Source organism: Bradyrhizobium sp. IAR9, from assembly GCF_013408065.1.
GTDB lineage: Bacteria > Pseudomonadota > Alphaproteobacteria > Rhizobiales > Xanthobacteraceae > Bradyrhizobium.
Map to the genome: position 1 here is coordinate 130,991 of NZ_JACBZW010000019.1, position 20,785 is coordinate 151,775.

Sequence of the window (20,785 nt, forward strand, 5' to 3'; positions counted from 1 at the left end):
CCTCGGACCATTCCAGGGAATATCAATATGGCGGTTGCTGCACTGAAATCTGCGAAGAGAGAATTTGCCGTTCCGTCGCTTTCGGAGGCATCGCCTCATTACGCTAAATTGGTGACGCGCAGAGACGAGTTGCATGTCCAACGTGCAGCGACCGATGCGGAGATCCATCGCCTAGTCGGGGCGATGCGGACTGCGCCGCGGGCACTGCACCGCGCCAAAATAGCGGAATTAGTGGGAGATCCGGCGCCCGATGGCGAAGCGCCGGTTCCTTCGCGAGAACGACTGAACGAGCTTCGGCAACATCTCAGCGCTATTGATGAAGCTATTTCCTTGATCGAAACTGGCATCGCTCAAGAGCGCATCAAGGCATCCGTGGTTGTGTGTGAGCAGGCTCAGGATGAGCACCGCCGCCGCGTGCGAGAGATGTGCTTCAAACTCATCGAGTTGCGTGAGGCCATGCTGGATTACTCCGAACTGGTCGACTCGTTCAACGCTGAGGATATCGCTTGGAGCCGACTTTCGCCCTCGCAGCTACTTGTCCTCGGCAATCCGCGTGATCGGCAATCAGAAGCGGCACTGTATCTGCGTGCGGCCGTCAAGAGCGGCTTCCTTGATCAGAAGGAAGTGCCCGAGGCAATCCGGTGAAGGAGAAAGTTATGCCCGACTTCAAACAGCGCGTCTGCGTCATCCGCTTGCGTGATGGCCGCCGGCTTGAATTCAAGGATGCCGAGGTACCTTCAACGCAGGCGCTGATGATCTTCTTCAAGAGACGCAAGGAGAAGCGCAGGCTTGCCAACCTAGCAAGCCTTAAGGGTCGGCTGGCGGATCTGCAGCGCGATCGTATCCGCCGGCGCGAGGGAGCTTCGCAAGTCTGATGAGGGGGTCGGGGGTGGGTCAAATCTCTCCGACCGTTCGCTTTCCGGACCGATGGTGCCCTCGCAAACGAGTTTCCGCAGGTTTTGGGATCCGGTAGCAAACGAATGCTTACAGAGAAGCGCAAGCGAGGCGGTCAGCCGGAGAACTTCAATGCGCTGAAGCACGGTCGGCGCAGTGCTCGAAAGCGGGCAGAGCGCCGCGCCGCAGTTCAGGTAACTGCCCAGGAGAGGCGACGCCTCGAAGCCGAGTGGGCGGCGAGTGTACCCAAGACCGACTACGAGGCGATAGTCGAGAAACTGAATCAGGTTCGCTGCTCCCGTCCCGCGAAGCCGAGAGTGGCGATTGTGCGGCCGGCGCTCAATGGTGCCGGCCGCATTTTCCTCGGGCAAGAAAGATATAGGGCCTGGGCATGAAAATGAGCGACCGTGAGAGCGTCATTGTTGGCCTGAAGCGCGAATTGAAATCGACGCGCGAGAAAGTGCGCGAGTTGAAGTCGCAGAACGACCGCTGGCATGTTGTCGCGCAGATGTTGCGCAAACTAGCCGGACTAGACGAGGGCAAGTTCAAGAATCTGCTGCAGGCGGAATCTTTGCCTTGTGAATGAATAGGCCGCGCTCGCCTCATGAGCGTTTCGGATCGGGCTTTCCGCAACAAGCCCCGCCTTTTGACATCGGCGTGAACGTCTCTCAGTGGCCTCCCTGATGGAGCCCGATCCTCGACGAGAGACGACCATAACATGTCGCGCCTTGCACGCCGGCTTTCTACGGCCATCGCCGTTTTCCTTGCGCTGACTATTCTGCCAGCGCTGGCCCAGGTGAACCCTGGCACGTCGCCATTATCAGTTCCAAAGGGCGGCACCGGCGCATCGAGCTTCACATCCAATCTTCCGGTCATCGGCGGAGCCGGCACACTTTCGCAGGGGACGCGCTCAGGCAGCACGACGCAGTTCGTCACGGGCACATCGCCATTCACGGCGTCCGGCTGCGTCAGCTTCGATGGAAATGGCAATCTGACGACCGTGGCGGGTGCATGTCAGACTGGTTCGTACACCGCACCCAACACGTCGCCGGCTGCGCAGACGATCCAATCCAAGCTGCGAGATATTGGCCTGGTCACCTGCGAGGACTTTGCGACCACCTGCGGCAGCAGTGACGACACCACAGCCGTCCAAGCAGCAATCAATTATGCTGCGTCGAGCGGTCGGTGCTTCCAGTTCAACCGGACGTTCATCGTTACGACGATCCTCGTCGCGGACAAGGCGCACCTGTGCTTGACGGGCAAGGGAGGGCTTTTCGGGAAGACCGGGACGACCGCTTCGGCTGTGTTGGAGATCAGGAACACCATCGGCACCACGATCGATGGGAACATCACCCTCAATTGTAACTCACAGACCGGCTACACCTCTGGCCTCAAGGTCTGGAGCAACGGCCTCGCGACGGCTCAATTCAATCCGCGGATTAGCCTATCGGCGATTGCCAATTGCAAGCTGGCGGCGCAATACGGGGACACGGTCCAACCCGACAACACCTTCAGTGAGAACATCCTGAAGGTCGGCTACACCTACAACGTCGCCCAAGGCGTGAAGGTGATTGGCGTTCAGGCCGTTCTTGTAATCACGGATAGCATCATCATCGTCGACCCGACGAATTGGGCTGGCACGACCGGGTACGGCCTCTACAGCGTTGGCTCCGCGATCCAAATGATTGGCGGCGAGGATATTTCCTAGCCAGCCGGTCAAGCGGCTCATGTGCCTCGGCCTCTGTGAGCTCCCGAAAGCCGAGGACTTGGGCCTCAGAGCGACTGCGGTAGACATCGACGTTGAGCCGCCAGACCTCAGGGGTCGGGCCGCGCAATCCGCGAAGCCAGACGAACCATGCAGCCGGCATTACAGTTTGCGCTCCATCGAGGATAGCTCGGCTTCTTCACCTTGCTCAATTGCATCTACCGGCCGCCGCCCGAGGGTCGATCCGCCATGGCAAGCAGGCCCTGCATCGTGGATTAAACGAGCCGCGCAAGGGCGGGAGATCCGCCCCTACGTTGGGTCCCAAACGATATCTACTGATCCATCGCCATTGTGTTGGAGCTTGCAATGGACACCCGCCGCCGCAGTTTCAAGTCTTGGCATTGCATTCGAGCTTTGGAGTTCCTCAACAATATCGGCGGGGACATGCCAGGCCGTAGTTTGCACGATTGCATGCTTTTTGCCCTCAAGATCGATCGGAATCGATCTATACGGGAATTCGTTCATAGCTGCTTCGACGGCGGCAAAGAATTTTTCAATCTCTGCATTCGTCATGAGGACGGATTGCCTTTGCTGTCAGCCATCATTTGAGCGATTTCCGTGAGCGCAACGCGAATGCCCTTCAGTTCGGCGTATATCGCGATCGCGCTCCGTGCGTTCCGATTATCCGTCATGTCCTTGATGTCACGCCCTTGCTTCGAGGCCTCTTGCACATTCAGGACGAAGGATTCTTGCCCCTTCATCGCATTTGCAACGGCGTCTTCAACGAGTGCGCGCGCGTCGTACTTGGTCATATGTCCCTCCGCTTGAGCCTACAAATCTAGGTTTCGAATCTGTTGGTGCAAGTTGCCAGCCAGTTCTCGGCCAAAAGTCCCTCCAAAGAAGTTCAGGCGGCCGGGCTCTGGGCGACGTCAATGACGTGGCGTTCTGTGCCTACGGTGATGACGATGATGTAGGTCTTAGGACCGCCGCCTTGGTCCGTTGGTGGCGCGAGGTGGAGTTGTCCGCCGTACCATTCGCCTGGCATCAAGGTATTATCCTTGATAACGGCTTGCTCCAGCGCCGCCATGCCGGTCTCGACAGTGGCCGCGATCATCGCTTCGTTTTGAACGGCTGCATTGTTCTGCGCGATTACAGCCGCAGTGGGGCTGTAGAACGTTCCGGAGCGTCCGCTGGGGGTGGTGTAGCTGCCGTGCCCGGCCTGCGAGGCGCTGTAAGCGTTGGCGCCAGCGGCCAACCCGGTGATGACGGCGGCGGCGATTTGCCGATTACGTTCCTCTTGAACCAGCATTTCATAGGTGACCACCTTCATTTCGAAGTCGGATCCCGCGACGTGCTGGACAGCCTCGACTTGGCCAACGCGGAAGTCGACGGGCTGCTTGCTCAGATTGTTGATGCCGACCACGAAGACCGGCCTACCATTCGCCTGAAGCTGCCTAGACGCGGGCCGCACCAGGACGAGCGAGCTCTTTTGTCGAGAGACGAGGGCGGGTTGCCCGTCTCGCATCAGCGCCTGCTGCTGCGGATTGGACGCTCTGAAAGAAACGGTCTCGCCAGTCGACATACAGCCGCCCAGCACGGCGCAAAGCGCGAAAATACCCAAATTACGCATGGAGGATCCCCCGACCCGAAAAGCGCATCCAAGCGCAACCGCCGCGCGAGAGCAATAGGCGGGGCACGTAAAAGCCGGCAACCTAGAGAAATTACGGGGACATGACTCGGTGCGGCTGGAGAAAGCGGGCCCGGTGTGCCTAGGAGACCGGGCCCATAGCCTTAGCAACGGCTGCACCGTCGTTCGGCTATCAGCCCCTTAAGTGTCAAAGACAGCATTCGTTCCTTCAGAAAATTAGGACACTTCCCAAATTCACCTTGGGACACTGAGGCTTAAATACAGGTACGAGCCGCCGCACAGACCATGACGCGCGCCTCTGCGCGCGTGCCCGCCGATCTAGAATAGCTCCTGCGGCGGGGCCACAGCGTTCCGCACTGGCCTCGCGCATTAAGCCTTGTGCTCGCCCTTCGGTTGCGAGATCTTTGTCTCTTTCAGGGAGGGCCAATCCATGACCTTTGCGAAATTTGGCGCCGAAAACGGCAGGCCGGTTTATATCAACCCTACTGCAGTGAAGAGTGTGATCGAGTTGAACGATCGACTCTGCATGATCCAGTTGGGCTCGCAGCACATGATCAATATCCCATTGCCAATTCACGTTGTGGTCTCCGACCTGGAGAAGGCCGCTGGCAATGGAAACTGAGCAGTCGAAGCCCTCTAAGTTGACCCCAGAACAATACGCAAACAGTGCGAGGCGCCTTGGCGAAATCATTGATGCGGCAGTCAGCCGGCAGGATGACGGGCAGAGGCGCGACCTCATCACACCCGCGGCGATGCATGCGCTGGCGGGATGCTGCAGAGATGTAATTATTCAACGTCCTCCGAACGGCCCAGACCTTGGAGCGATTCTGATCAGCGCGCAGTTTAAAGAGATACTCGCCAATTCTGGCATGATCGTCATGCCGTTGGACCCAAGCGAGCAGATCCAGAAGGCCTTCCAACGAGGATGGTTTCGCAGCTTCATCAGCAGGTATCGCGCCGCGACGGAAGCAGTGTGGAAATGAGTCGTGTCTTGCGGTCGGTCGAAACGCTCATTGTGACGGAGAACTGAAGATGTCGGTAGATTGGCGGGAATACGCAAATGGTATCGAGAAGCAGCTGGATCAGCTGAGAAAGGATCTCGAGCCGCTCCAATCGGGCAGAATGAAGCTCGGTGAGCGAGAGGGCAGCGGCGCCTGGACGGACGTCACTCAGGAAGCAATCGACCGCAACAAGCAGGTAATCGCTACCTATGAGGCCATCTTAAAGGATGTGCGAGAGAACCGCATCAAGGACTGACGCCGACAGGGCTCTCTCAAACAGACGGGCAAGCTCCATCCACAATCTCGTTAGTTTCCGGGGATTGCCCCCCAAACTCAGGCTTTCCCTCGCCTCGCCCGTGTAGATTGCAACGTTCGATTCGTTGGAACCTGCACGATGCTCAAATTTCATCCCGAGCCCGGAACGGTCGTGATTTGCGACTACACCACCGGATTCCGAAAACCGGAAATGGTGAAGAGGCGGCCGGTAGTGGTTATATCGCCATGATTGAAGCGCCGGCATGGATTGGCGACCGTCGTTCCATTGAGCACCACTCCGCCGGTTCCCGTTTGTGATCACCACTGCAAGATTAGTCTCAATCCGGTCCTACCGGCGCCATTTGATTCTGCCGAAATGTGGGTGAAGGCGGACATGCTTGCCACGGTAGGGTTCGAACGGCTGGAACTCCCAACAGGGAAAGCGTAAGTACCTGACACCGCAACTCGCTACGGGGGGCTTAGCTGTATGGCCGCGCTACTGCCTGTGGCCAAACAATTCGGCCGTGGTCCGATATAGCGTAGTCGCCAGGCGGGGAGCCCTCGACGTTTGCTACCGCCTCCTCAAGGGACGCAAACGGCCCTAGCGAAAGTTGGAAACGCCCGTCGATCCGCTCCATCACCCAGAACGGGAATTCTTCGTCTGTCGGAATGTCCATTCGCTCATTGGTAGCCATCCGCGCAGTCTAGGATGTCTTGTAGTGGATTGCCACCGATCGTCCTTTGACCTGCCGCGACTCAGGCGCGCCCTTGCGCACGCCGTGTGGCGAAGACTTCGGGGGAAGGCCAGCGTCGCTTGCCGCCTCGCTAATCCACGTAGAGAACGCTTTCTCGCTGCGAGCGCGGCCGTACATGGTTGCAATGAAGGCCGGGCCACTCTTGGGGCAATCGGCGATATAGCGCGCAAGGTCGCTGTGCACCGGAATGCACAACTCAACATGCCCTTGGCTCTTCTTTGTGGTGATGACAAAGCCGTCCTTAGTCAGGTGCTGCCAGCCAAGGCGCACGGCATCGGAACGGCGGAGGCCAGTATGCAATAGCACCTCGAAGGCGAGCCGTAGCGGCGTGCCCACCTCGTGGTGCTTCCGGAACTTGGTGATGTCTTCCTCGGTCCAGGTCCGATGGCCCGTTGTTTTAAGCTTCACTTTCTTAGCCACAACGACGGGATTATCGGCGCGCAGGCCGGCCGATACGGCGTAGTCCAGCAGACCTTTGAGCCGCTTTCGGAAGTTGCTGGCGGCGGAAGGCGTATCGGCCATCTCGTCAATCAGCTTATTGATGTGTTTTGGCTGAAGGCCAGCAATCGGTCCCGCCCCGTGCTTATCCACAAAGCGGTCCAAGACTCCGCGATAGGTAGCCTTTGTCGTTTCGGCCAGCACCTTGAATTCAGTCGAGACGTAATAGCCGTTCACGGCCGCCGCTATGCTGCCGGCCTTAACACGCCGCGTCACTTGCAGCGGCTCGTCCGCGCTCATGGCCGCACGGTAGGCTGTCCAGAATTCGGGCGTGTACAGAGGCGCCGGCAAAGCTATTTGCGCCCTGCCCGGTCGTCGCAGATATACGCGGGGCTTGCCGTGGCGATCGATGTACTCGTTTACGTACTTGGGCTTCCGCTGCCGCATGCCTTGTCCCAGTAGTCTTCGTTGTCGTTGACCGGCTGAGGCGCACCATCGAACAGCCGGTCTAGGGCCGCACGGTCCCAGATGTTTACGCCGAATAGCTCCAGCGGCTTGGGTACGGCGCCAGCCAGCACCTGTTTGTCGAAGTGAGTCGGGCTGATGCCCAGATAGCGCGCTGCAGCCGCGCGACGGAGGCCACGCGGCTGCAGAAGGTTGTCGTTAGCTGCGGGCAAGAGCGTGCCCCTTGAATAGATTGCTCTGCAAACCTCGCCGGCTGAGGCCGACGCACAAGGCTTGAATCGTTGCGGCGATTCACCACCCTTCGCTCAGTATACCATGCGGCTCAGGCCAGTTTGGTGTTGGCCCCGAGCGGGATGATTTCGTCGTCAGAGGCCCGCGCTGCCCAAATCATGCGCGCGTAATCGATTCGCAGTGTACCCTTCGGGTCGTGGTGCGCAGCCCATTTGCCTAACTTCAGTTGAGCCACCGGATCTCCATCCAAGCCCTGGTAGAGACCGAACTTATTGACAAAGGGTTCGCAGCCAGCATGCCGCAGTCCCGTATAGTACGTGTATGCGCAAAAAGGCGTGGAGAGATCGAGTTTCACGGTGGCAGTTGCAGTAGGATTAGTCATTTACTTCCCCTGTCGTCCGGCTCATTTGACCGGCCCAAAAACTGTGGTACCACAGATTCCATGAAGCGCCTAGCCGTGAAAATACGGAAAAAGCGAGGACCCGCCCCAACCGGCAAGGGCGCCCAGATTCAGGTCCGCTTGCAGCCGGATGACTTGTCAGCCGTCGACAGTTGGATTGCAGAGCAGGACAAAGCCCCCACCCGCCCGGAAGCCATTAGAACGCTGATGCGGCGGGGACTGCGCGCCAATCCGAAAGGCTGATCTGGCCCAGCAAGCCCCAATGGCCAAACGGTACACGAAGCGCATACCGCCATGGAAAGAGGGTGACCCAATCACCGTCGGCACGCTGGAATGGTGCCTCGACCGGTTGGCCTATGAAATGCACCGCGCACCGCAAGGCGGCGAAGTCTATCTGCCGATTTGGGAGCGCCTTGAGTCCGAGATATCTTCGCTAAAGGCGAAAGAGGCCATGCTAGAGCGCGCGCGTGTTCGGGCTGCACGGTTTATGCGGGCGAATTCTATTGGGAAATGAGCAGGACCGAGCCCTACCCGCTCGCAGGCCAGTAGAGCGCTGGTGCCAAAGGTTTCGGGCAAGGCACGCCCTTTGCAGGGCCGAGCCGTGGCGGATCGGACCCGCCCGGCGACTCTTCGAGAAAAAGAGTGCCGGGCCCTTTATTTGGGCGGCTTGCACAATATTTCGGCGAGCCAACGAAGCCGGTTGCTTGTTTCAGTGATGCGGGTCCTTGGGGCGACACCTCATACGCGAGCCTCGCGCCATCCATCCGCGAGCCCCTGCTGTTAATCCAGCAGGGGCTTTGTCTTCGCATTTGCTCAGGCAAGCCCGATGCCTCTTTTTACCTACAAGCTCATTGATACGCATTTCGTTTCGGACTTTGGAGCGTATGATTTGCCTGGCGAAACGGAAGCCCAAATAGAGGCCATCAAACTCGCTCGTTCGATTCGCGAGACCCGACCAGAACTAATAGGCAAGGGGTACTCGATCTTTGTAATCGATGATGACGACGCCGCCATTTGTGCCATCCCGATCGACATCATTCTATGACGGTCATCCCCTGTAGCGTTGCGCAGCAATAACACTCGTCTATTTAGGCATTTGCACCATCTCGGGATGGGCCGCACCTGTCAAAAGCGACAGGGTAGCCTGGCGCTCGTCATCTCACCGGGGCGCGCGCTGGTGACGTCCACCCCCTCCCGACCATCGAAGGCCAAGCCAAAAGCTTAGTTGCCCCCTAAGCCATCCGCGATCTATGGTAGCACTGGGTCCGGGGGAAGTTTATGGGACTGTTTAAAAGCAAAGAAAGTTGGGAACGCACGTTCCGGCTCAGAAGCCACCACGGCGTCTCAAAGGGGTTTCTTGCCGTCCTGTTTTGGCTGTGGGGCGTAGTCGGCCTGTTGTTCAACGCCGGCACGCTGTTCGGGCTTACTGGCAACATTGGTGTCGGAACGTCGGCCTACCTTACGGCCACCTGCCTCGTTTGGATCGGCGGCATGGTGTTGTTTGGAATTGGCGCCCTGCTCGCTCACTCCGACTTTGACGGTGAACGGCCGATCGGTGAAGACTACGGCGATGTTCGGGTTAGTCGATAAATCGTGGCAAGCCGAACTTATCGAGCACTTGTCGGACTGCCATCATCAGAGATCAAACAATGCCAGACGCTAAAAATCAGCACCTGTTGGACTATCTTGGCTATTATCTTTCGCTCACGCACTCGCCCCGCTATGCGGTCTTGATCTCGGGGCCGTGGGGTGTTGGAAAAACTTATCAGGTAAAGCGGTTTCTCCAACACCATCGGCCCGAACCCAAAAAACTACTTTACGTAAGTCTTTATGGTCTGTCCACGCTCGATGAAATTAGGGACGCCCTGTTTCAAGCCGCCTATCCTCTACTCACAGGAAAACCGGCAAAGCTTTTTGGAAGCCTGCTTACTGCAGGTCTGAAGTACGTGAAGGTGGATACCAGCAGCATCAGCGTGGGCGACGTCATCGGTTTCAGCGCCGATGTTTACGTATTCGACGACCTTGAACGATACGAAGGGAATAAAAGCACCGCGCTAGGTTACATCAACCAATTCGTCGAGCACGAGGGCGCCAAAGTAATAATTATTGCCAATGATAAAGAAATTAAGGCCGGCGAGGACTACGAGCGCCGCAAAGAGAAGTTGATCGGGAAGGTTCTGGAAGTCCAATCATCTTTCGATGAGGCCTTCTCAGCGTTCGTCGCACTGATTGATGACAAGTTCACTCAAGGGTTCTTCAAAAAGAATGCGGAGGAAATCTCCTCTCTCTATAAACAGACGAAAAAAGACAATCTGCGCATACTTCAGCAAACCATGTGGGACTTCGAGCGGGTATGCAAGGCGCTGACGGATGAGCACCGAGGGCATTCCGACGCTATATTGACACTGTTGCGCCTGTTCTTCGTGCTTTCGTTCGAATTCAAATCCAATCAGATTAATGCCGACGATCTCGGAAACGGGCGCGGGCTAGCAGCTATGGTTCAAGCCCATGTCGAAAAGGGTAAAGAACCCTCCCCCATGAGGCGAGTTGCCGATCGATATCAGAATGTCGATATCGACGACTCAATTCTATCGAGTTCGGTTCTTGTGAACTGCTTGGTCCGCGGCATTGTCGATCCCAACGAAATTCAGGCCTCCCTCAATGCTAGCAACTTCTTTGTAAAGGTCGCCGACGAGGCTCCCTGGCGCACGGTCTGGCATTGGACAGAACGTACCGAGAGCGAGGTGCTGGCTGCCGTGGGCAAGATGAGCGAGCAGTTCGAGCAGCGGGCATTCACAATCGAAGGCGAAATACTTCACGTGCTCGGTCTTCAGCTGTTTCTTTCTGACATCGGAGTGATCAAGTCTTCAAAGCGGCAAGTTGTCGAGGACGGAAAGAAATACCTCGACGATCTATATAAGACCAAGAAGCTCGAGGCGACGCAGCGCGATGACTATGCGCTCCGCTTCGACGGCTATGGCGGGTTGGGCATACAAAGTTCTGACACTTTGGAATACCGAGAACTTTTCCAACATCTCCGAGAAAGCAGCGCGAAAGCCCTCCGCGATACATACCCAGATAAGGCGTCTGAGCTGCTTGAGGTCATGAAAACTGACGTCCAGTTGTTCTATCGTCGACTTTGCATAACCAATAGCGACGACAACATCTATTACAACACGCCACTTCTTGCGTCCCTAGATCCGGACATGTTCGTCCTTACGATGCTAGATCTTCCAATAGCGGACGAGCATGTTGTCTTCATGATGTTCAAATCTCGGTACGACCACAGTCAGTTAGATAATGATTTGTCGACTGAGAAGCCGTGGGCAGAAGCTGTAAAGAGAAAGCTTCTCGATGCCTGCGAAACATGCGGTCCTGTCACCGGTAAGCGGATCAAGATGCGTGTAGCTTATTACATGAAAGCTATTCCCGACGTCGCCGCTGTTTCGGGAAAATGACGTGCAGAAGCAGTTATCGATTGATCAACGCTTGGATCGCCTCGGCCAGCACGTCGTGAGAGCGCGTCTGTTTTTGGATCTCTGGTCCTATTTCGAGCTAGACGATACCAGGCAGCACATCATCGAGACCATGCGTGACTACAATGAATTTTTCAGGTTCACTCCGCACGCATATCTTCTCACCTACTGCATCTACATCGCAGGAGCGTTCGAAGCGCGACGTGACACGATTAATTTTGGAGCTTTGATCCGCGATATGACAGGGGCGGGTCATCTAAAGGGTTCGCAAGAAGCGGAGGTCGCGGCGCTCATGATGACCGCCAAATCTGCGGCTAGAAAAGTGGCCATTTTACGTAACAACGCGTTCGCCCATCGAACGAGCGCAATTTCCTACAATGATGTTTTTGACCTAGCAAAAGTCGCTCCCGCCGAGTTACGCGCGCTGACGGATGCCGCGCTAAAACTGTTCAACCTGCTGGCGGCGATACGGGGAGTTGCAAAACAGTATTTCACTGATCTGCCCACCAAAGACGCGAAGGGAATGATGGCGGCATTGGCCAAGACCTAGGAAGCCCCACTCAAGCCGCCCGGTACGCCGCCCAATCAATCGCCTTCGGCTCAATGCGCTTGCCGGGCTGATCTTCAGGCCAAACGTGCACGAGGCGCTGCACCACGCCGCTCGCAGTGATCGTTGTCAATACCGCATGGCCGCCGACAACGTGACGTCCATCGAAACGTTTGCGGCGCTGAATCTCCATGCAGTGCAATAAATAAGACTCAGGATCGACCTTCTCCAAGTCGGCGAGCAAGTCATAGCCCGCCGCCTGAAACTCCTCGCGAGATGGCGGCGGCATCGAAATGATCGGTAATTCTGTCAAACTGGCCGCAACGTGCTTTTCCGCAAACTCCGCGTTCTGCCTGACCAGCAAAGCTTTTGGTGTGCCGGCCGTCTCCAATTCGATGGAATAGATCGCGGGCCGACCTTCTCTTTCATGCCAGCCAGCCAGCACCACGCAAGATGCCGCATCTCCATCGCGGTACTCGCGCGCGTACCGCTCGAAGTGATGAATGATCTGCGCTTCAGCGGTTTCAATCAAACTGTCAAATGACCTGTAAGCAAGACGGCCCCATAACCATCCGGCGAACTGCGCCGGACCAGTCGCAGCCACGACAGCATTCAACCGGTACAGGCGATGAGCCTTATTGAGGTTCACATCGTCTGGACCCCCCTCAAAGTAAGAAAGACCGTCCGTCAGTAGAAATGCTGCGTCGCTTCGAACGAAACCATTTATTGCGCTCATGGCCGAACCTCCAGGCCAGCGCGCAACTCGGCTTGAGCCGCTGCGCCCTTACCGACTGCCACAGTGTCAGCAATCGCCCTAGCCGTGTGCTTTATGATGGATTCTGTGGCCCGATCGTAAGCGCTTGCTGCGCTATCACTGCCGCGCTGAGGTAGCTTCGCCGCGTTCGGATCGGCGTTGTTAGCAGAAGATGGGCGCGATGCCGGCAGCGGCACGCCGCCTGGGAATTCACCTTTGACTGCTGCTCGGCCGCCGCCTGCAGCATGTCGCGAGCGAGCTGGGCCTTGGCGCGGATCAGCTCCAGGCCGGCGACGATTTCAAGATTTTCAGGCTTCCCTGAGGCATTCAGATGCTCAATTGCGCGAGTGATCTGGTCAACATCTTGCGGCAAGCCCCGCACGGCCTTTTGCATGATATCCGCAGCATCAGCCCATCGATTGAACGTGTCCTGCCCGCTACCTGGCTGCACGTTCTGGGACGCGACCGCGGTCTTTACAAGATCGTTGGCTTTGTCGATCAAATCATCCAACCACCCGCCAATATCAGCGGCAGTCGACTTGAACTGGGCAGCTAGTTGCGCAGAGGACTGTTTCCACGCTCGGTCGAATGCAGCCGCCTTCGCGACCGTGGCACCATCGATCACAGCGCCAGCCGCCTCGGCTCCCTGAGCGATATCCTCGAACGACCTGCTTCCGTTTCGAAGAGCCTCAACCCAACTCTCGGAGAGCCCGAGCATTTGAGCCGCCTTCGTCTTCTCTGGCATCGAACCAAATTTGTTGATCAGATCGCCAGCAATAGCCAGAAGCTGGTTCAGGCTAATAACCTGGCCGTTGCGGTCCTTGTACTTGATGTTGTTGGCATCAAGCAGCTTCGTCAGTGAGTTTTCATTTTCCTTGGCGTCGGCCAGCAGTGAGGCGACCTTGCGCAGATCGGTAACAGACTCCTGCGAAGAAACACCGCCCTGCCCTGCAGCAAATTGGATCTGCTGGAACCGCTCCGCAGTAAGGCCGGTGAATTCAGCGTTCTTCTGCAGGTCAGCAAGCTCGCTGTTGACCTTGGTAAGCGCCGCAAGGAGCCCGCCAACCAAGCCGGTAACGCCGGCAGCGGCAGTGCCAAGCGAAGCAAAGCCGCCTGCTGTCGGATTCAGACTCGCAAACGAACGCTCGATGCGGTCCATCGCTGCATCCGCCATATCGCCGGCTTGGTTCAGATCGCTCTGAAACTGATCGAGTTTGGCGCCGGGTTGGACGATTAAATCGTTTGCCATTGGTATCCTAAAAACATTGGAGCGCGGCTAATAGACCGCTGTCACGTTCAAATTGGAGAAATGCGCGCAAGGTTGCGCACCACGCGCAGTGCTAAACGGCGCCTTCAACATTGAAGGAGCGCGTTTTGGCTAAGAAAACGAAGAAGCCTGTTCGCCGTGAGTGGACCAAGGAAGACATCAAAGAATTGAAGGCACACTCGAAAGCGCGGACACCCGGTCGTCAAAATCGCTAAGATGACTAAGCGGACTGAGGGCGCGCTACGTCAGAAGGCTATCGTGCTGGGAATCGGGCTCGGACATCAGCGGTAGTAGTTGGCCACTTTCCCTCCCGAGCACCAATACTTCGACTCAACGTGTGGTCGCTCTGTTAGGAATTCAGCAACCGACATTTGAAGGTCTTCGGTAAGCTCTTCGTGACCAAAATAGTGGTCACGGAGGCCGATCAATGATCGATTTTGAGAAACTGACGCCACTGGATTCCGGGGTCATTCTGGCCGCCCTCGTAATGGCGGCCGGAGCATTCTGTCCGATTGTTACCCTCCCCGTTGTCGGTTCACTCAGCTACGTCATGAGTGGCAACGGCGACGGCATTTTCATTGTGATCGGCGCGATGGGAATTGTTGCGTTGATCCTGACAGGATATCGGCGAGCTAGCGGAATGGTTGCTGGAGCGGCCTTGTTCTGGATGCTCATAACTCTGGTTAAGATCGCTGCCCTTCTCGCCGACGCCAGAGCAAAGCTGGATCAATCGATGAAGGGCAATCCCTTCGGCGGCATAGCTAAAGTACTGGCGAACTCTGTGGGATTGGGTTGGGGTTGGGTACTGCTTTTTGGTGGCGCCATTGCGATTATCATTCTTGCTTTCGCAAGCCAACGATCGCCCGGCAAATCAGCTAAGGTGTCCGACCCGGATCCATTGGTGCCAGCATTTTCCAATGCCGACAACCTGATCGCCGAGCTTCTGGCCAATCAAAAGAAGCAAGGGACAGCGCAACCCTCATCTGCCGCACTTGCATCATTTGGGAAGCGAGGCCGTTAGTCCGGCCTCTCGGGGCGGCGGCCAATGCTCGCCCTCCTCATCAGCTTTCGCCCTGAGGGTCAGCACCGCCGCGACCGGCTCAGCCGATCCGTAGGTTCTCCGCCGAGTCCTTGCCGCGATTGTTCACGACGTCGAAGCTAACCTTGGCTCCCTCGGCAAGAGAGGAAAATCCAGCCTTCTCGACTGCCGAGATGTGAACAAAGACGTCCTTGCCGCCAGAATCCGGCTGAATGAACCCATATCCCTTTGTCGGGTTGAACCACTTAACTGTACCCATTGCCACTTTGAATTCTCCATTTTCTAAAAAGCAAAGCTAGTGCTCGAATTCCGACAAAAGAAAGGCTGGTCCAGCCCGCCTTCACGCGGGGCCTCCGCCGACGATCTCATCCGGCCACCGCTTGAGCACTTTGATACGGATCCCGTCAGCGTCGACCTGTGTGTGCTGAGCGAAGCCACCGACCAGGCCACCAACCGTTACACTACCGAACGTTCCTGCATCCGGTCGGCTAAGCTTTGCGGCGTACTGCTCTTCCAACAGACGCAGTCCGTCCTCAGGAAAGCGCATCTCCGCTGAGCCGTCCACGCGCGGCTGGATGTACTGTTTGACCGCCCTCCCGTTAAAGAGGCCGTGGTCGATGTGACATTCGGTGACGTGGATTAACGGGCCAGCTTCGGCCGACCAGCCCGCAAGCACGACGTCGCATCGGCCAGACAGAATATGGCCTACTGCCCTACCTCGGTCGACGCATGTCCTAGCGAGATTCGGCATTGCGTCGGAGAGCGAACGAAGGTCGACAAACGGAGTTTCAATCAACAACGCCGATAGCAGAGTCGGCACGACTGAGATTCCCGTGACCGCGAACAGAGAATTGTACTGAGGCAAGATCGACACCTTGGTGCCGATGCCGGCAAGTTTGCCGGTCGCCGGATCATGCCATGCGCCATCGCTAAAAAAGTGGACTGCGTCCGCAGATTTGAAGGCCGAGATCGCGGTCATTCGTCTTCTCCCTCGTCGTCCGACCGCTCGTCAATTTCCACGATTTCGGCCTCGTCGATAAACGTGCTGGTGACGCCGACAGCCGCGAGAGTCGTGGCTGCGATTGCTGTAAAAATCGGCATTGTGTGTCTCCGTTGGAGGGCCGTTGTGGCCAGGCTGCATTTGGCAGCAGCACAACCTCCGATACCCCATATTTTGAATTGTGGATGCGCGTAAAATGGGGGGCGGCCGGTATTTCCCGCCAAAGGTGGGCTGGATTTGCTACACCCCTCCTACCCCCAGATCGTCTCACCAAGTCCGCAGCACGTCGACAATCGCGCCATCATCATTGACAACGAACTCAGCGCGATCTCCACCGTGCAACTGAAATGGACCTTTCCACTCAGGGTGACGCCGCTCGGCACCGAGGTTGCTTGCATAAACTTGCACCGTCCTGTCATCGTCCAATACGACGATGCCGCGACGCCTGTGGCGATCCCAGCTATGTATCAAGCCATTGATCGTTGTCATTTCAGGATACCTCGCTTGCGCTGCGCTGCTTCGATGCGGCGTCGGGCTGCATCACTATTGCTGGAACGCAACGCAGCCGTTGTGGTCGGATAGGCAGGAAACGCGGTCAGCGTGATCTCGAATAAATCCACATCCTTAATCGTGCGCAACGGCAGCTTTTCATCTCCATCCTCCCATTCCTCTGCGCGGATGACGAAACCAAACGAGCAGCCTTTCACGTCCTGTCGACCAACCGTCCCTAGCGCGGTCTGGCCTTCTGGCGTTGAAGGGTCGACCGTCAAAGCAAAGTACAGTCCAACGCTGTCCTGACGCAGATAAAGCGAGCCGGCAGCCGTCCTCCCCAATACACGCCCGGAATCATGATCGAGCAGCATCACGACATCGGGGTGCTCTTTGAGGGTTCGGGTGAACGTTCCACGGGCAATCTTCTCGCGCCAGTAGTTGCCGTAAACGATTTGTTCATTGAACTTCACCGCGTACCCAGTGATCAGGTTATCAGCCACGCGCCTTTGCCTCCGCGGCTACGAGTCTGGCCTCACGCTTCCCAAGCCTTGACTTGGCCCGCAGCTCGCGCGCAATCTCGATGGGGTCGGTGTCGGCGTAAACCTCGGCCTTGCCTGGCAGTTTGATGCGGCGTGATTGCTTGCTGGTCCGCGTCCGTTTGGAGGTGGCTTTCTCAAACATTGTGACCGGCCTCCGCGCATTCCTTCAAGAAATAGGCGACCTTTTCGACGAAGTGTGCTCGGACCGGCCGTAGATAGCCCAAATTAATATCCTCGCGCTCCAGATCGTCGAGCAAAGAATCATGCTGCGCACGCGCTGCTTCCAGCGCCTTGGCGGCTTCACACAGAACACCTAAACGCCGACCGTACTCACCCCGAACAGCGGCGCACGCGGTTTTGCTCGCGACGTCGCGGGCTGCAACAATGCGCTTCGCAATCACGCCCAGGGCGGTTTCGCAATCGGTGATCTCCCCGGAAACCTCGCGGCGTCGTTTTCGAAGGTTGGGAACGGCATCTTCAGGGTCGCCAAGCAATCTCGAAACGCTGGCCGAATGCGCTGCTTGTGGCTGCGCAGCGATCTTGGTGTCCAGATCGGCGGCTTCCCTGTTCAGCGAGGACAACAGTTCACTCAACTCTTGCCGACGCGCAACCAGGCTGGAGTACTCCTGGCTGGAAGTTTCGAGCGTGGGCACGATGAATTCGTCGGCAGATTTCTTAAGGGGCGCCATCAGTTATGCCTTTCTGGATACTTCACGGAGAATCTTTTCGAGGGCCTCGTCTAAGATCCTCATGATTTTCTCTTTTTGGTCTCGGAGGATTTTCTCTCGCTCGATCTGCCGCTCCACTTCTTCAAATTCTGCCATGATATTGTCGTGGCGAGGACTCGACGCTCCATTCAAGCTGTTACTGGTCATCATGCTTGAGCCTTTCCAAAAATTTCGTCGAGCGCGTCAGCAATCGCTGCCACGTTGAGCGTGGTTGATTTGTTGTGGCCGCGTTTCGACCAATGACTCGCGTCCTGACCGGTCATGCAGAAGCGATCGATGCGGCCATTTGGATGGTGAATCGCGATGGCACAGGAATTATGGAAGATCTCAATCTGAGATTTGCGTACCTCAGCAACGCGCGCTCTGGCATCTTCTACCAAGAAAGCAACAGCGATCCGAGCATCCGGAATGTAATCTGGTGCGCCATCGAGATTGACGCCGCCGGGCGTTAGGGGCTTGAAATTTCTCACGGCAACCGCTGCTTCATGAAGGGTTGTATCCGCGGCCAGCGCTGCGATCAGATCAAGCACATCGTCGTCACTAACTTGAGGTGGGGCGCTAGGAGTGCCCAGAGCCAGCTGCCCAGCCTCCTGCATTCGTCGAGAGATGCCACCGCTTCGTCGGCGCGGGAATTCAAGATGCTTCGCAATAGCATCGAGCGCGTTATTCAGGCTGGCCATGGTGGCCGCTATCCTTTCAGATTTAGGATTTGCAGTTAGGTGGTGAAATAAAAAGCCGCTCGGCGGCTCACGGCACTACGCCGGAAAAAGGTGGCGACGCCGGTAGTGGGCCAGCGCGCCGAAAGGTGCACGTCACGTCGGCCACAAAATGTGGCTGATACTCTCGTAATGGTTTGAGAAGCTTGCGAGCGTACGCGCCCGAGCCCCCACTAACTTTGAGTAATCAGCTCAAACTGCTTAGCCGGTGCGGTGCTAGGCATTAGGAACGCGGGGACCAAGGCAGCGTTGGCCTGCATGCGCTTCTATTTCGACTATCAAGATCACGCCGGCACCATCCTCGACGACAACGGTGAGGAGCTTCCTGATCTCGCGGCTGCGCGTGATGCCGCGATGAGATACCTAGCCGAGGGAATCCGGGACCATAGCCCTTCGGGATTGACCGACAAGCTTTCCGTCCACGTAAGGACAAAAGAATCGCCGGTCATGACCGTATCCGCAACCGTTGAGGTGGTCGCCGCGCCGTCCCGTGGCAGCAATCTCTCCTAAGGCGGCCGACCAGGGTGCGGGTTCACCAGGCAATGGGTGCCTAAAGTTTGGTCCAGACAGCGTCATCGGCTCAGTGCTAGCTTTCGGCATCATCGCGTGGTCCGTGGCCTCTATTGGTGGCGGAGAGCCGAAATGCTCCCGCCTCCTAAGGAATGGAGACGGTTGATGGAAAACGGCGACAGACCTTTTTTGAAGACTGAGCTGGCACTCGTGGAGCGCCTCAGGCAAGCCGCGCGTGAGGACATGGATGGTCTCGAAATCCTCAAGCTCATCGAACAAATTGAGGATGAGATCAGACGACGGGGCTTTTCAGTCCCGGGAGGAGTAGACAGCTGCCCCCTAGACGGAGTGAACGCACGGCGCTTAAGAAACTGCGCCAAAAGCTGAACTGAGCTTACTGCCCTGAGGAGTGAGCGGAAGTGAACGTCGGGTTTCTGGCTAAGACTAAGCCGCCGCCCTCGCACTGCCCTCAATAGCCGCGTTCAATACCGCGACCGCCGCCCGAACCTCTTTGGCAGCGATCCTCGTTGCGTATTGCCCGCCATAGCCCAGATCTTCGCCGATCGCCGCCAAGGTGCTGTCGCTAGCCGCCATGTCCAGGATCCTGGTGGCCTTGTGCCCCAGCGTGCCGCGCAGCTTCTCGGTGTCCAGGGCACGCGCCAACTCGGCCTGCGCGTCGGGCATCTCAGCGTCGAACTGTTCTGTATCCGCCTTGTCGCTTTTCCGCTGGCGGACCTTGCCGAACTCGGCATCTGGGCTGGTCCATTGGTGCCCGTTCCAGACCTTCACCAGTTTGTTGCCGACCCAACGTGCCCGCTTGTTCTTAACTGCCCAAATCAGCTGCTTGGCGCTGACGTCGACCAGCTCGCGGTCCATATTCGGAGCCACGGGCTGCTCGCCGCTCTCCCCACCCTCATTATCAGGCTCATTGTCGTTCGCAGCCAGACGCGGTGGCTCGTTGAGCGTGCGCCATAGCCGGAGGCCCATGAAGGTCGTTTCATCCTTCTCCCGCTTGGCCCAGGTCACGCACGGCGGTTGCTCGTGGTGTGTGGCATGTGTGGCCGGCGCCGATGCCAGCCAGGCGCGGCGGGCTGCTAGGTCGGTGAAGTCGCTGGCCTGGATAGGGCCATTGTCGTTTGCGTGCATGGTACCTCGACTTGACGTGCTGGGCGGCCGTCTGCGCGGCCTGGAAAATAATTTGAAAACCTGCGGGATAACGCGTGCGAGGAGGCGGCCGCTCGTTGGGGACGAAGGTGGGAAGGATTGCGGTGGCCCCCCTGCCCCCTTTGGAAATCGGCCCCAGGGCTAGCGAGATCAGGCGGTTAGCTGCGGAAACGTGGCTGGAGGAAATCGCCCCCCTTTGGCGATAGATCGCTCACGCGGCCTCGCTGTCATTGTGAAGCTCGTGCGGCAAGAGGTATCTGTCGCCCTGCGTATGCACGATGCACCCGACTAGCTCGTCGAAAGACTCAGGCCAGCCAAGTCCTGCAGAAGAAGTAAGGCGAGAATAACGATGTTGGCCGGCCTCCTGCTCGCGGGCGCTATCCGCTTCAAGCACTATAACGTCGGTACTGCCCTTATCGAACTCAACTATGAGCAATGTGTCACCGCCATCGCGCTCCACGCTCGCGCTAACAATCTTCTTAGTGACGACTGGCGGCGGCACCCTATAGGTGCCCGCCGACATGTCGGCACCTATAGGCCCTTCCGTAGGAAGGCCATAGGATTGGTCCCGCGTGGGTGCGGTAGCTATGCTGTCTAGATACCGCACGGGTGCGGTAACAAAGCTCCGTAGCTCCCGCGTGGGCGCGGTAGCTACAGTGGTGCAATTAGCTACCGCGCCAGCGCGGTTACTACGGTGCGCACGCCGTCGCCGCCTTTTGGCCTCTGCGAGCGGCTTGATGTAATTGTAAATTGCGGTCGCG

Annotated in this window: 32 protein-coding genes and 1 pseudogene; 15 read left to right on the top strand and 18 right to left on the bottom strand. The window is 57.4% G+C overall.

The features are described from left to right. The first annotated feature begins 27 nt into the window (after window positions 1-27). From GGD67_RS35505 to GGD67_RS35520, 4 genes are all read left to right on the top strand, one after another. On the top strand, window positions 28-645 hold the full coding sequence (locus tag GGD67_RS35505; protein WP_179739319.1) for a hypothetical protein: 618 nt from the start codon (window positions 28-30) through the stop codon (window positions 643-645). An 11-nt stretch (window positions 646-656) separates the two neighbouring features. Continuing rightward, window positions 657-875 (top strand): hypothetical protein, encoded by a 219-nt coding sequence (locus tag GGD67_RS35510; RefSeq protein ID WP_179739322.1) that lies wholly within the window; start codon window positions 657-659, stop codon window positions 873-875. Between the two features lie 416 nt (window positions 876-1,291). Beyond that, on the top strand, window positions 1,292-1,480 hold the full coding sequence (locus GGD67_RS35515; RefSeq protein ID WP_179739325.1) for a hypothetical protein: 189 nt from the start codon (window positions 1,292-1,294) through the stop codon (window positions 1,478-1,480). Between the two features lie 132 nt (window positions 1,481-1,612). Then, window positions 1,613-2,602 (top strand): hypothetical protein, encoded by a 990-nt coding sequence (locus GGD67_RS35520; protein ID WP_179739328.1) that lies wholly within the window; start codon window positions 1,613-1,615, stop codon window positions 2,600-2,602. Between the two features lie 306 nt (window positions 2,603-2,908). Here the strand turns inward: GGD67_RS35520 and GGD67_RS35525 are convergent, their stop codons facing one another. The 3 genes from GGD67_RS35525 to GGD67_RS35535 all read right to left on the bottom strand — a co-directional run bounded on the left by GGD67_RS35525 (window position 2,909) and on the right by GGD67_RS35535 (window position 4,229). Beyond that, on the bottom strand, window positions 2,909-3,172 hold the full coding sequence (locus GGD67_RS35525; RefSeq protein WP_179739331.1) for a hypothetical protein: 264 nt from the start codon (window positions 3,170-3,172) through the stop codon (window positions 2,909-2,911). Continuing rightward, window positions 3,169-3,411 (bottom strand): hypothetical protein, encoded by a 243-nt coding sequence (locus GGD67_RS35530; RefSeq protein WP_179739334.1) that lies wholly within the window; start codon window positions 3,409-3,411, stop codon window positions 3,169-3,171. Before GGD67_RS35530 ends, GGD67_RS35525 begins: the two co-directional genes overlap by 4 nt. A 92-nt stretch (window positions 3,412-3,503) precedes the next feature. Then, window positions 3,504-4,229, bottom strand: coding sequence for a hypothetical protein (locus GGD67_RS35535; RefSeq protein WP_179739336.1), 726 nt, complete (start codon window positions 4,227-4,229; stop codon window positions 3,504-3,506). A gap of 448 nt (window positions 4,230-4,677) precedes the next feature. Between GGD67_RS35535 and GGD67_RS35540 the strand changes: the two genes are divergently transcribed. From GGD67_RS35540 to GGD67_RS35550, 3 genes are read left to right on the top strand one after another with little or no spacing between them, the layout of a single operon-like run. After that, window positions 4,678-4,869: a hypothetical protein gene (locus GGD67_RS35540; protein ID WP_179739339.1), complete on the top strand. Its 192-nt coding sequence runs from the start codon at window positions 4,678-4,680 to the stop codon at window positions 4,867-4,869. Further along, complete coding sequence (locus GGD67_RS35545) at window positions 4,859-5,230, top strand: hypothetical protein (RefSeq protein WP_179739342.1); 372 nt, start codon at window positions 4,859-4,861, stop codon at window positions 5,228-5,230. Before GGD67_RS35540 ends, GGD67_RS35545 begins: the two co-directional genes overlap by 11 nt. Before the next feature lie 49 nt (window positions 5,231-5,279). Continuing rightward, window positions 5,280-5,504, top strand: a complete 225-nt coding sequence (locus GGD67_RS35550; RefSeq protein ID WP_179739345.1) for a hypothetical protein — start codon at window positions 5,280-5,282, stop codon at window positions 5,502-5,504. Between the two features lie 703 nt (window positions 5,505-6,207). Here the strand turns inward: GGD67_RS35550 and GGD67_RS35565 are convergent. The 3 genes from GGD67_RS35565 to GGD67_RS35575 all read right to left on the bottom strand — a co-directional run bounded on the left by GGD67_RS35565 (window position 6,208) and on the right by GGD67_RS35575 (window position 7,774). Beyond that, complete coding sequence (locus GGD67_RS35565; protein WP_179739354.1) at window positions 6,208-7,143, bottom strand: tyrosine-type recombinase/integrase; 936 nt, start codon at window positions 7,141-7,143, stop codon at window positions 6,208-6,210. Then, on the bottom strand, window positions 7,116-7,373 hold the full coding sequence (locus GGD67_RS35570; RefSeq protein WP_179739357.1) for a hypothetical protein: 258 nt from the start codon (window positions 7,371-7,373) through the stop codon (window positions 7,116-7,118). The genes GGD67_RS35565 and GGD67_RS35570 overlap by 28 nt, the downstream gene beginning before the upstream one ends. A gap of 110 nt (window positions 7,374-7,483) precedes the next feature. Continuing rightward, window positions 7,484-7,774 (bottom strand): hypothetical protein, encoded by a 291-nt coding sequence (locus GGD67_RS35575; protein WP_179739359.1) that lies wholly within the window; start codon window positions 7,772-7,774, stop codon window positions 7,484-7,486. 844 nt (window positions 7,775-8,618) lie between these two features. Between GGD67_RS35575 and GGD67_RS35580 the strand changes: the two genes are divergently transcribed. The 4 genes from GGD67_RS35580 (at window position 8,619) to GGD67_RS35595 (ending at window position 11,818) form a co-directional block, all read left to right on the top strand. Beyond that, window positions 8,619-8,837, top strand: a complete 219-nt coding sequence (locus GGD67_RS35580; RefSeq protein WP_179739362.1) for a DUF6894 family protein — start codon at window positions 8,619-8,621, stop codon at window positions 8,835-8,837. A 233-nt stretch (window positions 8,838-9,070) separates the two neighbouring features. Further along, window positions 9,071-9,382, top strand: a complete 312-nt coding sequence (locus GGD67_RS35585; RefSeq protein WP_179739365.1) for a hypothetical protein — start codon at window positions 9,071-9,073, stop codon at window positions 9,380-9,382. A 59-nt stretch (window positions 9,383-9,441) separates the two neighbouring features. Continuing rightward, window positions 9,442-11,250 carry a P-loop NTPase fold protein gene (locus tag GGD67_RS35590; RefSeq protein ID WP_179739368.1) on the top strand — a complete coding sequence of 603 codons (1,809 nt, stop codon included), beginning with the start codon at window positions 9,442-9,444 and terminating at the stop codon, window positions 11,248-11,250. Window position 11,251: 1 nt separating this feature from the next. Beyond that, window positions 11,252-11,818 carry a hypothetical protein gene (locus tag GGD67_RS35595; RefSeq protein WP_179739371.1) on the top strand — a complete coding sequence of 189 codons (567 nt, stop codon included), beginning with the start codon at window positions 11,252-11,254 and terminating at the stop codon, window positions 11,816-11,818. A gap of 10 nt (window positions 11,819-11,828) precedes the next feature. On the opposite strand, the gene GGD67_RS35600 is transcribed toward GGD67_RS35595, so the two are convergent. After that, window positions 11,829-12,551, bottom strand: coding sequence for a hypothetical protein (locus GGD67_RS35600; protein WP_179739373.1), 723 nt, complete (start codon window positions 12,549-12,551; stop codon window positions 11,829-11,831). Between the two features lie 91 nt (window positions 12,552-12,642). Then, entirely contained in the window at window positions 12,643-13,818 is a 1,176-nt protein-coding gene (locus GGD67_RS35605) for a hypothetical protein (RefSeq protein WP_179739375.1), read from the bottom strand. A gap of 125 nt (window positions 13,819-13,943) precedes the next feature. Here GGD67_RS35605 and GGD67_RS39635 point away from each other — a divergent pair. After that, window positions 13,944-14,127 (top strand): annotated as a pseudogene (locus tag GGD67_RS39635) (hypothetical protein). Window positions 14,128-14,263: 136 nt separating this feature from the next. Then, entirely contained in the window at window positions 14,264-14,857 is a 594-nt protein-coding gene (locus GGD67_RS35610; RefSeq protein WP_179739377.1) for a hypothetical protein, read from the top strand. A 79-nt stretch (window positions 14,858-14,936) separates the two neighbouring features. Here the strand turns inward: GGD67_RS35610 and GGD67_RS35615 are convergent, their stop codons facing one another. From GGD67_RS35615 to GGD67_RS35650, 9 genes are all read right to left on the bottom strand, one after another. After that, window positions 14,937-15,140, bottom strand: coding sequence for a cold-shock protein (locus GGD67_RS35615; protein WP_179739379.1), 204 nt, complete (start codon window positions 15,138-15,140; stop codon window positions 14,937-14,939). Window positions 15,141-15,215: 75 nt separating this feature from the next. Next, window positions 15,216-15,854 carry a hypothetical protein gene (locus GGD67_RS35620; protein ID WP_179739380.1) on the bottom strand — a complete coding sequence of 213 codons (639 nt, stop codon included), beginning with the start codon at window positions 15,852-15,854 and terminating at the stop codon, window positions 15,216-15,218. Next, window positions 15,851-15,976, bottom strand: coding sequence for a hypothetical protein (locus GGD67_RS39840; RefSeq protein WP_283814175.1), 126 nt, complete (start codon window positions 15,974-15,976; stop codon window positions 15,851-15,853). Before GGD67_RS39840 ends, GGD67_RS35620 begins: the two co-directional genes overlap by 4 nt. A 166-nt stretch (window positions 15,977-16,142) precedes the next feature. Beyond that, complete coding sequence (locus tag GGD67_RS35625; protein WP_179739382.1) at window positions 16,143-16,364, bottom strand: hypothetical protein; 222 nt, start codon at window positions 16,362-16,364, stop codon at window positions 16,143-16,145. Then, window positions 16,361-16,867 (bottom strand): HK97 family phage prohead protease, encoded by a 507-nt coding sequence (locus tag GGD67_RS35630; protein ID WP_179739384.1) that lies wholly within the window; start codon window positions 16,865-16,867, stop codon window positions 16,361-16,363. Before GGD67_RS35630 ends, GGD67_RS35625 begins: the two co-directional genes overlap by 4 nt. Beyond that, window positions 16,860-17,048, bottom strand: coding sequence for a hypothetical protein (locus tag GGD67_RS35635; protein ID WP_179739386.1), 189 nt, complete (start codon window positions 17,046-17,048; stop codon window positions 16,860-16,862). The genes GGD67_RS35630 and GGD67_RS35635 overlap by 8 nt, the downstream gene beginning before the upstream one ends. Then, the gene (locus GGD67_RS35640; protein ID WP_179739388.1) at window positions 17,041-17,595 is read right to left on the bottom strand and encodes a hypothetical protein; all 555 of its coding nucleotides are present in this window, start codon (window positions 17,593-17,595) and stop codon (window positions 17,041-17,043) included. Before GGD67_RS35640 ends, GGD67_RS35635 begins: the two co-directional genes overlap by 8 nt. 3 nt (window positions 17,596-17,598) lie before the next feature. Continuing rightward, window positions 17,599-17,784: a hypothetical protein gene (locus GGD67_RS35645; protein WP_179739391.1), complete on the bottom strand. Its 186-nt coding sequence runs from the start codon at window positions 17,782-17,784 to the stop codon at window positions 17,599-17,601. Beyond that, window positions 17,781-18,314 carry a hypothetical protein gene (locus GGD67_RS35650; protein WP_179739393.1) on the bottom strand — a complete coding sequence of 178 codons (534 nt, stop codon included), beginning with the start codon at window positions 18,312-18,314 and terminating at the stop codon, window positions 17,781-17,783. The genes GGD67_RS35645 and GGD67_RS35650 overlap by 4 nt, the downstream gene beginning before the upstream one ends. 294 nt (window positions 18,315-18,608) lie before the next feature. On the opposite strand from GGD67_RS35650, the gene GGD67_RS35655 reads away from it, so the two are divergent. Together GGD67_RS35655 and GGD67_RS35660 are read left to right on the top strand one after the other, a co-directional pair. Beyond that, window positions 18,609-18,860: a DUF6894 family protein gene (locus GGD67_RS35655; protein WP_179739396.1), complete on the top strand. Its 252-nt coding sequence runs from the start codon at window positions 18,609-18,611 to the stop codon at window positions 18,858-18,860. A gap of 165 nt (window positions 18,861-19,025) precedes the next feature. After that, window positions 19,026-19,247 carry a hypothetical protein gene (locus GGD67_RS35660; RefSeq protein ID WP_179739399.1) on the top strand — a complete coding sequence of 74 codons (222 nt, stop codon included), beginning with the start codon at window positions 19,026-19,028 and terminating at the stop codon, window positions 19,245-19,247. 57 nt (window positions 19,248-19,304) lie between these two features. On the opposite strand, the gene GGD67_RS35665 is transcribed toward GGD67_RS35660, so the two are convergent. Next, window positions 19,305-20,006 (bottom strand): hypothetical protein, encoded by a 702-nt coding sequence (locus tag GGD67_RS35665; protein WP_179739402.1) that lies wholly within the window; start codon window positions 20,004-20,006, stop codon window positions 19,305-19,307. Between the last annotated feature and the right edge of the window lie 779 nt (window positions 20,007-20,785).

Bases quoted from the DNA above. Each gene is read 5' to 3' on its own strand.
- GGD67_RS35505 (WP_179739319.1), top strand. From the start codon at position 28: ATGGCGGTTGCTGCACTGAAATCTGCGAAGAGAGAATTTGCCGTTCCG.
- GGD67_RS35510 (WP_179739322.1), top strand. From the start codon at position 657: ATGCCCGACTTCAAACAGCGCGTCTGCGTCATCCGCTTGCGTGATGGC.
- GGD67_RS35515 (WP_179739325.1), top strand. From the start codon at position 1,292: ATGAGCGACCGTGAGAGCGTCATTGTTGGCCTGAAGCGCGAATTGAAA.
- GGD67_RS35520 (WP_179739328.1), top strand. From the start codon at position 1,613: ATGTCGCGCCTTGCACGCCGGCTTTCTACGGCCATCGCCGTTTTCCTT.
- GGD67_RS35525 (WP_179739331.1), bottom strand. From the start codon at position 3,172: ATGACGAATGCAGAGATTGAAAAATTCTTTGCCGCCGTCGAAGCAGCT.
- GGD67_RS35530 (WP_179739334.1), bottom strand. From the start codon at position 3,411: ATGACCAAGTACGACGCGCGCGCACTCGTTGAAGACGCCGTTGCAAAT.
- GGD67_RS35535 (WP_179739336.1), bottom strand. From the start codon at position 4,229: ATGCGTAATTTGGGTATTTTCGCGCTTTGCGCCGTGCTGGGCGGCTGT.
- GGD67_RS35540 (WP_179739339.1), top strand. From the start codon at position 4,678: ATGACCTTTGCGAAATTTGGCGCCGAAAACGGCAGGCCGGTTTATATC.
- GGD67_RS35545 (WP_179739342.1), top strand. From the start codon at position 4,859: ATGGAAACTGAGCAGTCGAAGCCCTCTAAGTTGACCCCAGAACAATAC.
- GGD67_RS35550 (WP_179739345.1), top strand. From the start codon at position 5,280: ATGTCGGTAGATTGGCGGGAATACGCAAATGGTATCGAGAAGCAGCTG.
- GGD67_RS35565 (WP_179739354.1), bottom strand. From the start codon at position 7,143: ATGCGGCAGCGGAAGCCCAAGTACGTAAACGAGTACATCGATCGCCAC.
- GGD67_RS35575 (WP_179739359.1), bottom strand. From the start codon at position 7,774: ATGACTAATCCTACTGCAACTGCCACCGTGAAACTCGATCTCTCCACG.
- GGD67_RS35580 (WP_179739362.1), top strand. From the start codon at position 8,619: ATGCCTCTTTTTACCTACAAGCTCATTGATACGCATTTCGTTTCGGAC.
- GGD67_RS35585 (WP_179739365.1), top strand. From the start codon at position 9,071: ATGGGACTGTTTAAAAGCAAAGAAAGTTGGGAACGCACGTTCCGGCTC.
- GGD67_RS35590 (WP_179739368.1), top strand. From the start codon at position 9,442: ATGCCAGACGCTAAAAATCAGCACCTGTTGGACTATCTTGGCTATTAT.
- GGD67_RS35600 (WP_179739373.1), bottom strand. From the start codon at position 12,551: ATGAGCGCAATAAATGGTTTCGTTCGAAGCGACGCAGCATTTCTACTG.
- GGD67_RS35605 (WP_179739375.1), bottom strand. From the start codon at position 13,818: ATGGCAAACGATTTAATCGTCCAACCCGGCGCCAAACTCGATCAGTTT.
- GGD67_RS35610 (WP_179739377.1), top strand. From the start codon at position 14,264: ATGATCGATTTTGAGAAACTGACGCCACTGGATTCCGGGGTCATTCTG.
- GGD67_RS35620 (WP_179739380.1), bottom strand. From the start codon at position 15,854: ATGACCGCGATCTCGGCCTTCAAATCTGCGGACGCAGTCCACTTTTTT.
- GGD67_RS39840 (WP_283814175.1), bottom strand. From the start codon at position 15,976: ATGCCGATTTTTACAGCAATCGCAGCCACGACTCTCGCGGCTGTCGGC.
- GGD67_RS35625 (WP_179739382.1), bottom strand. From the start codon at position 16,364: ATGACAACGATCAATGGCTTGATACATAGCTGGGATCGCCACAGGCGT.
- GGD67_RS35635 (WP_179739386.1), bottom strand. From the start codon at position 17,048: ATGTTTGAGAAAGCCACCTCCAAACGGACGCGGACCAGCAAGCAATCA.
- GGD67_RS35640 (WP_179739388.1), bottom strand. From the start codon at position 17,595: ATGGCGCCCCTTAAGAAATCTGCCGACGAATTCATCGTGCCCACGCTC.
- GGD67_RS35645 (WP_179739391.1), bottom strand. From the start codon at position 17,784: ATGATGACCAGTAACAGCTTGAATGGAGCGTCGAGTCCTCGCCACGAC.
- GGD67_RS35650 (WP_179739393.1), bottom strand. From the start codon at position 18,314: ATGGCCAGCCTGAATAACGCGCTCGATGCTATTGCGAAGCATCTTGAA.
- GGD67_RS35655 (WP_179739396.1), top strand. From the start codon at position 18,609: ATGCGCTTCTATTTCGACTATCAAGATCACGCCGGCACCATCCTCGAC.
- GGD67_RS35660 (WP_179739399.1), top strand. From the start codon at position 19,026: ATGGAAAACGGCGACAGACCTTTTTTGAAGACTGAGCTGGCACTCGTG.
- GGD67_RS35665 (WP_179739402.1), bottom strand. From the start codon at position 20,006: ATGCACGCAAACGACAATGGCCCTATCCAGGCCAGCGACTTCACCGAC.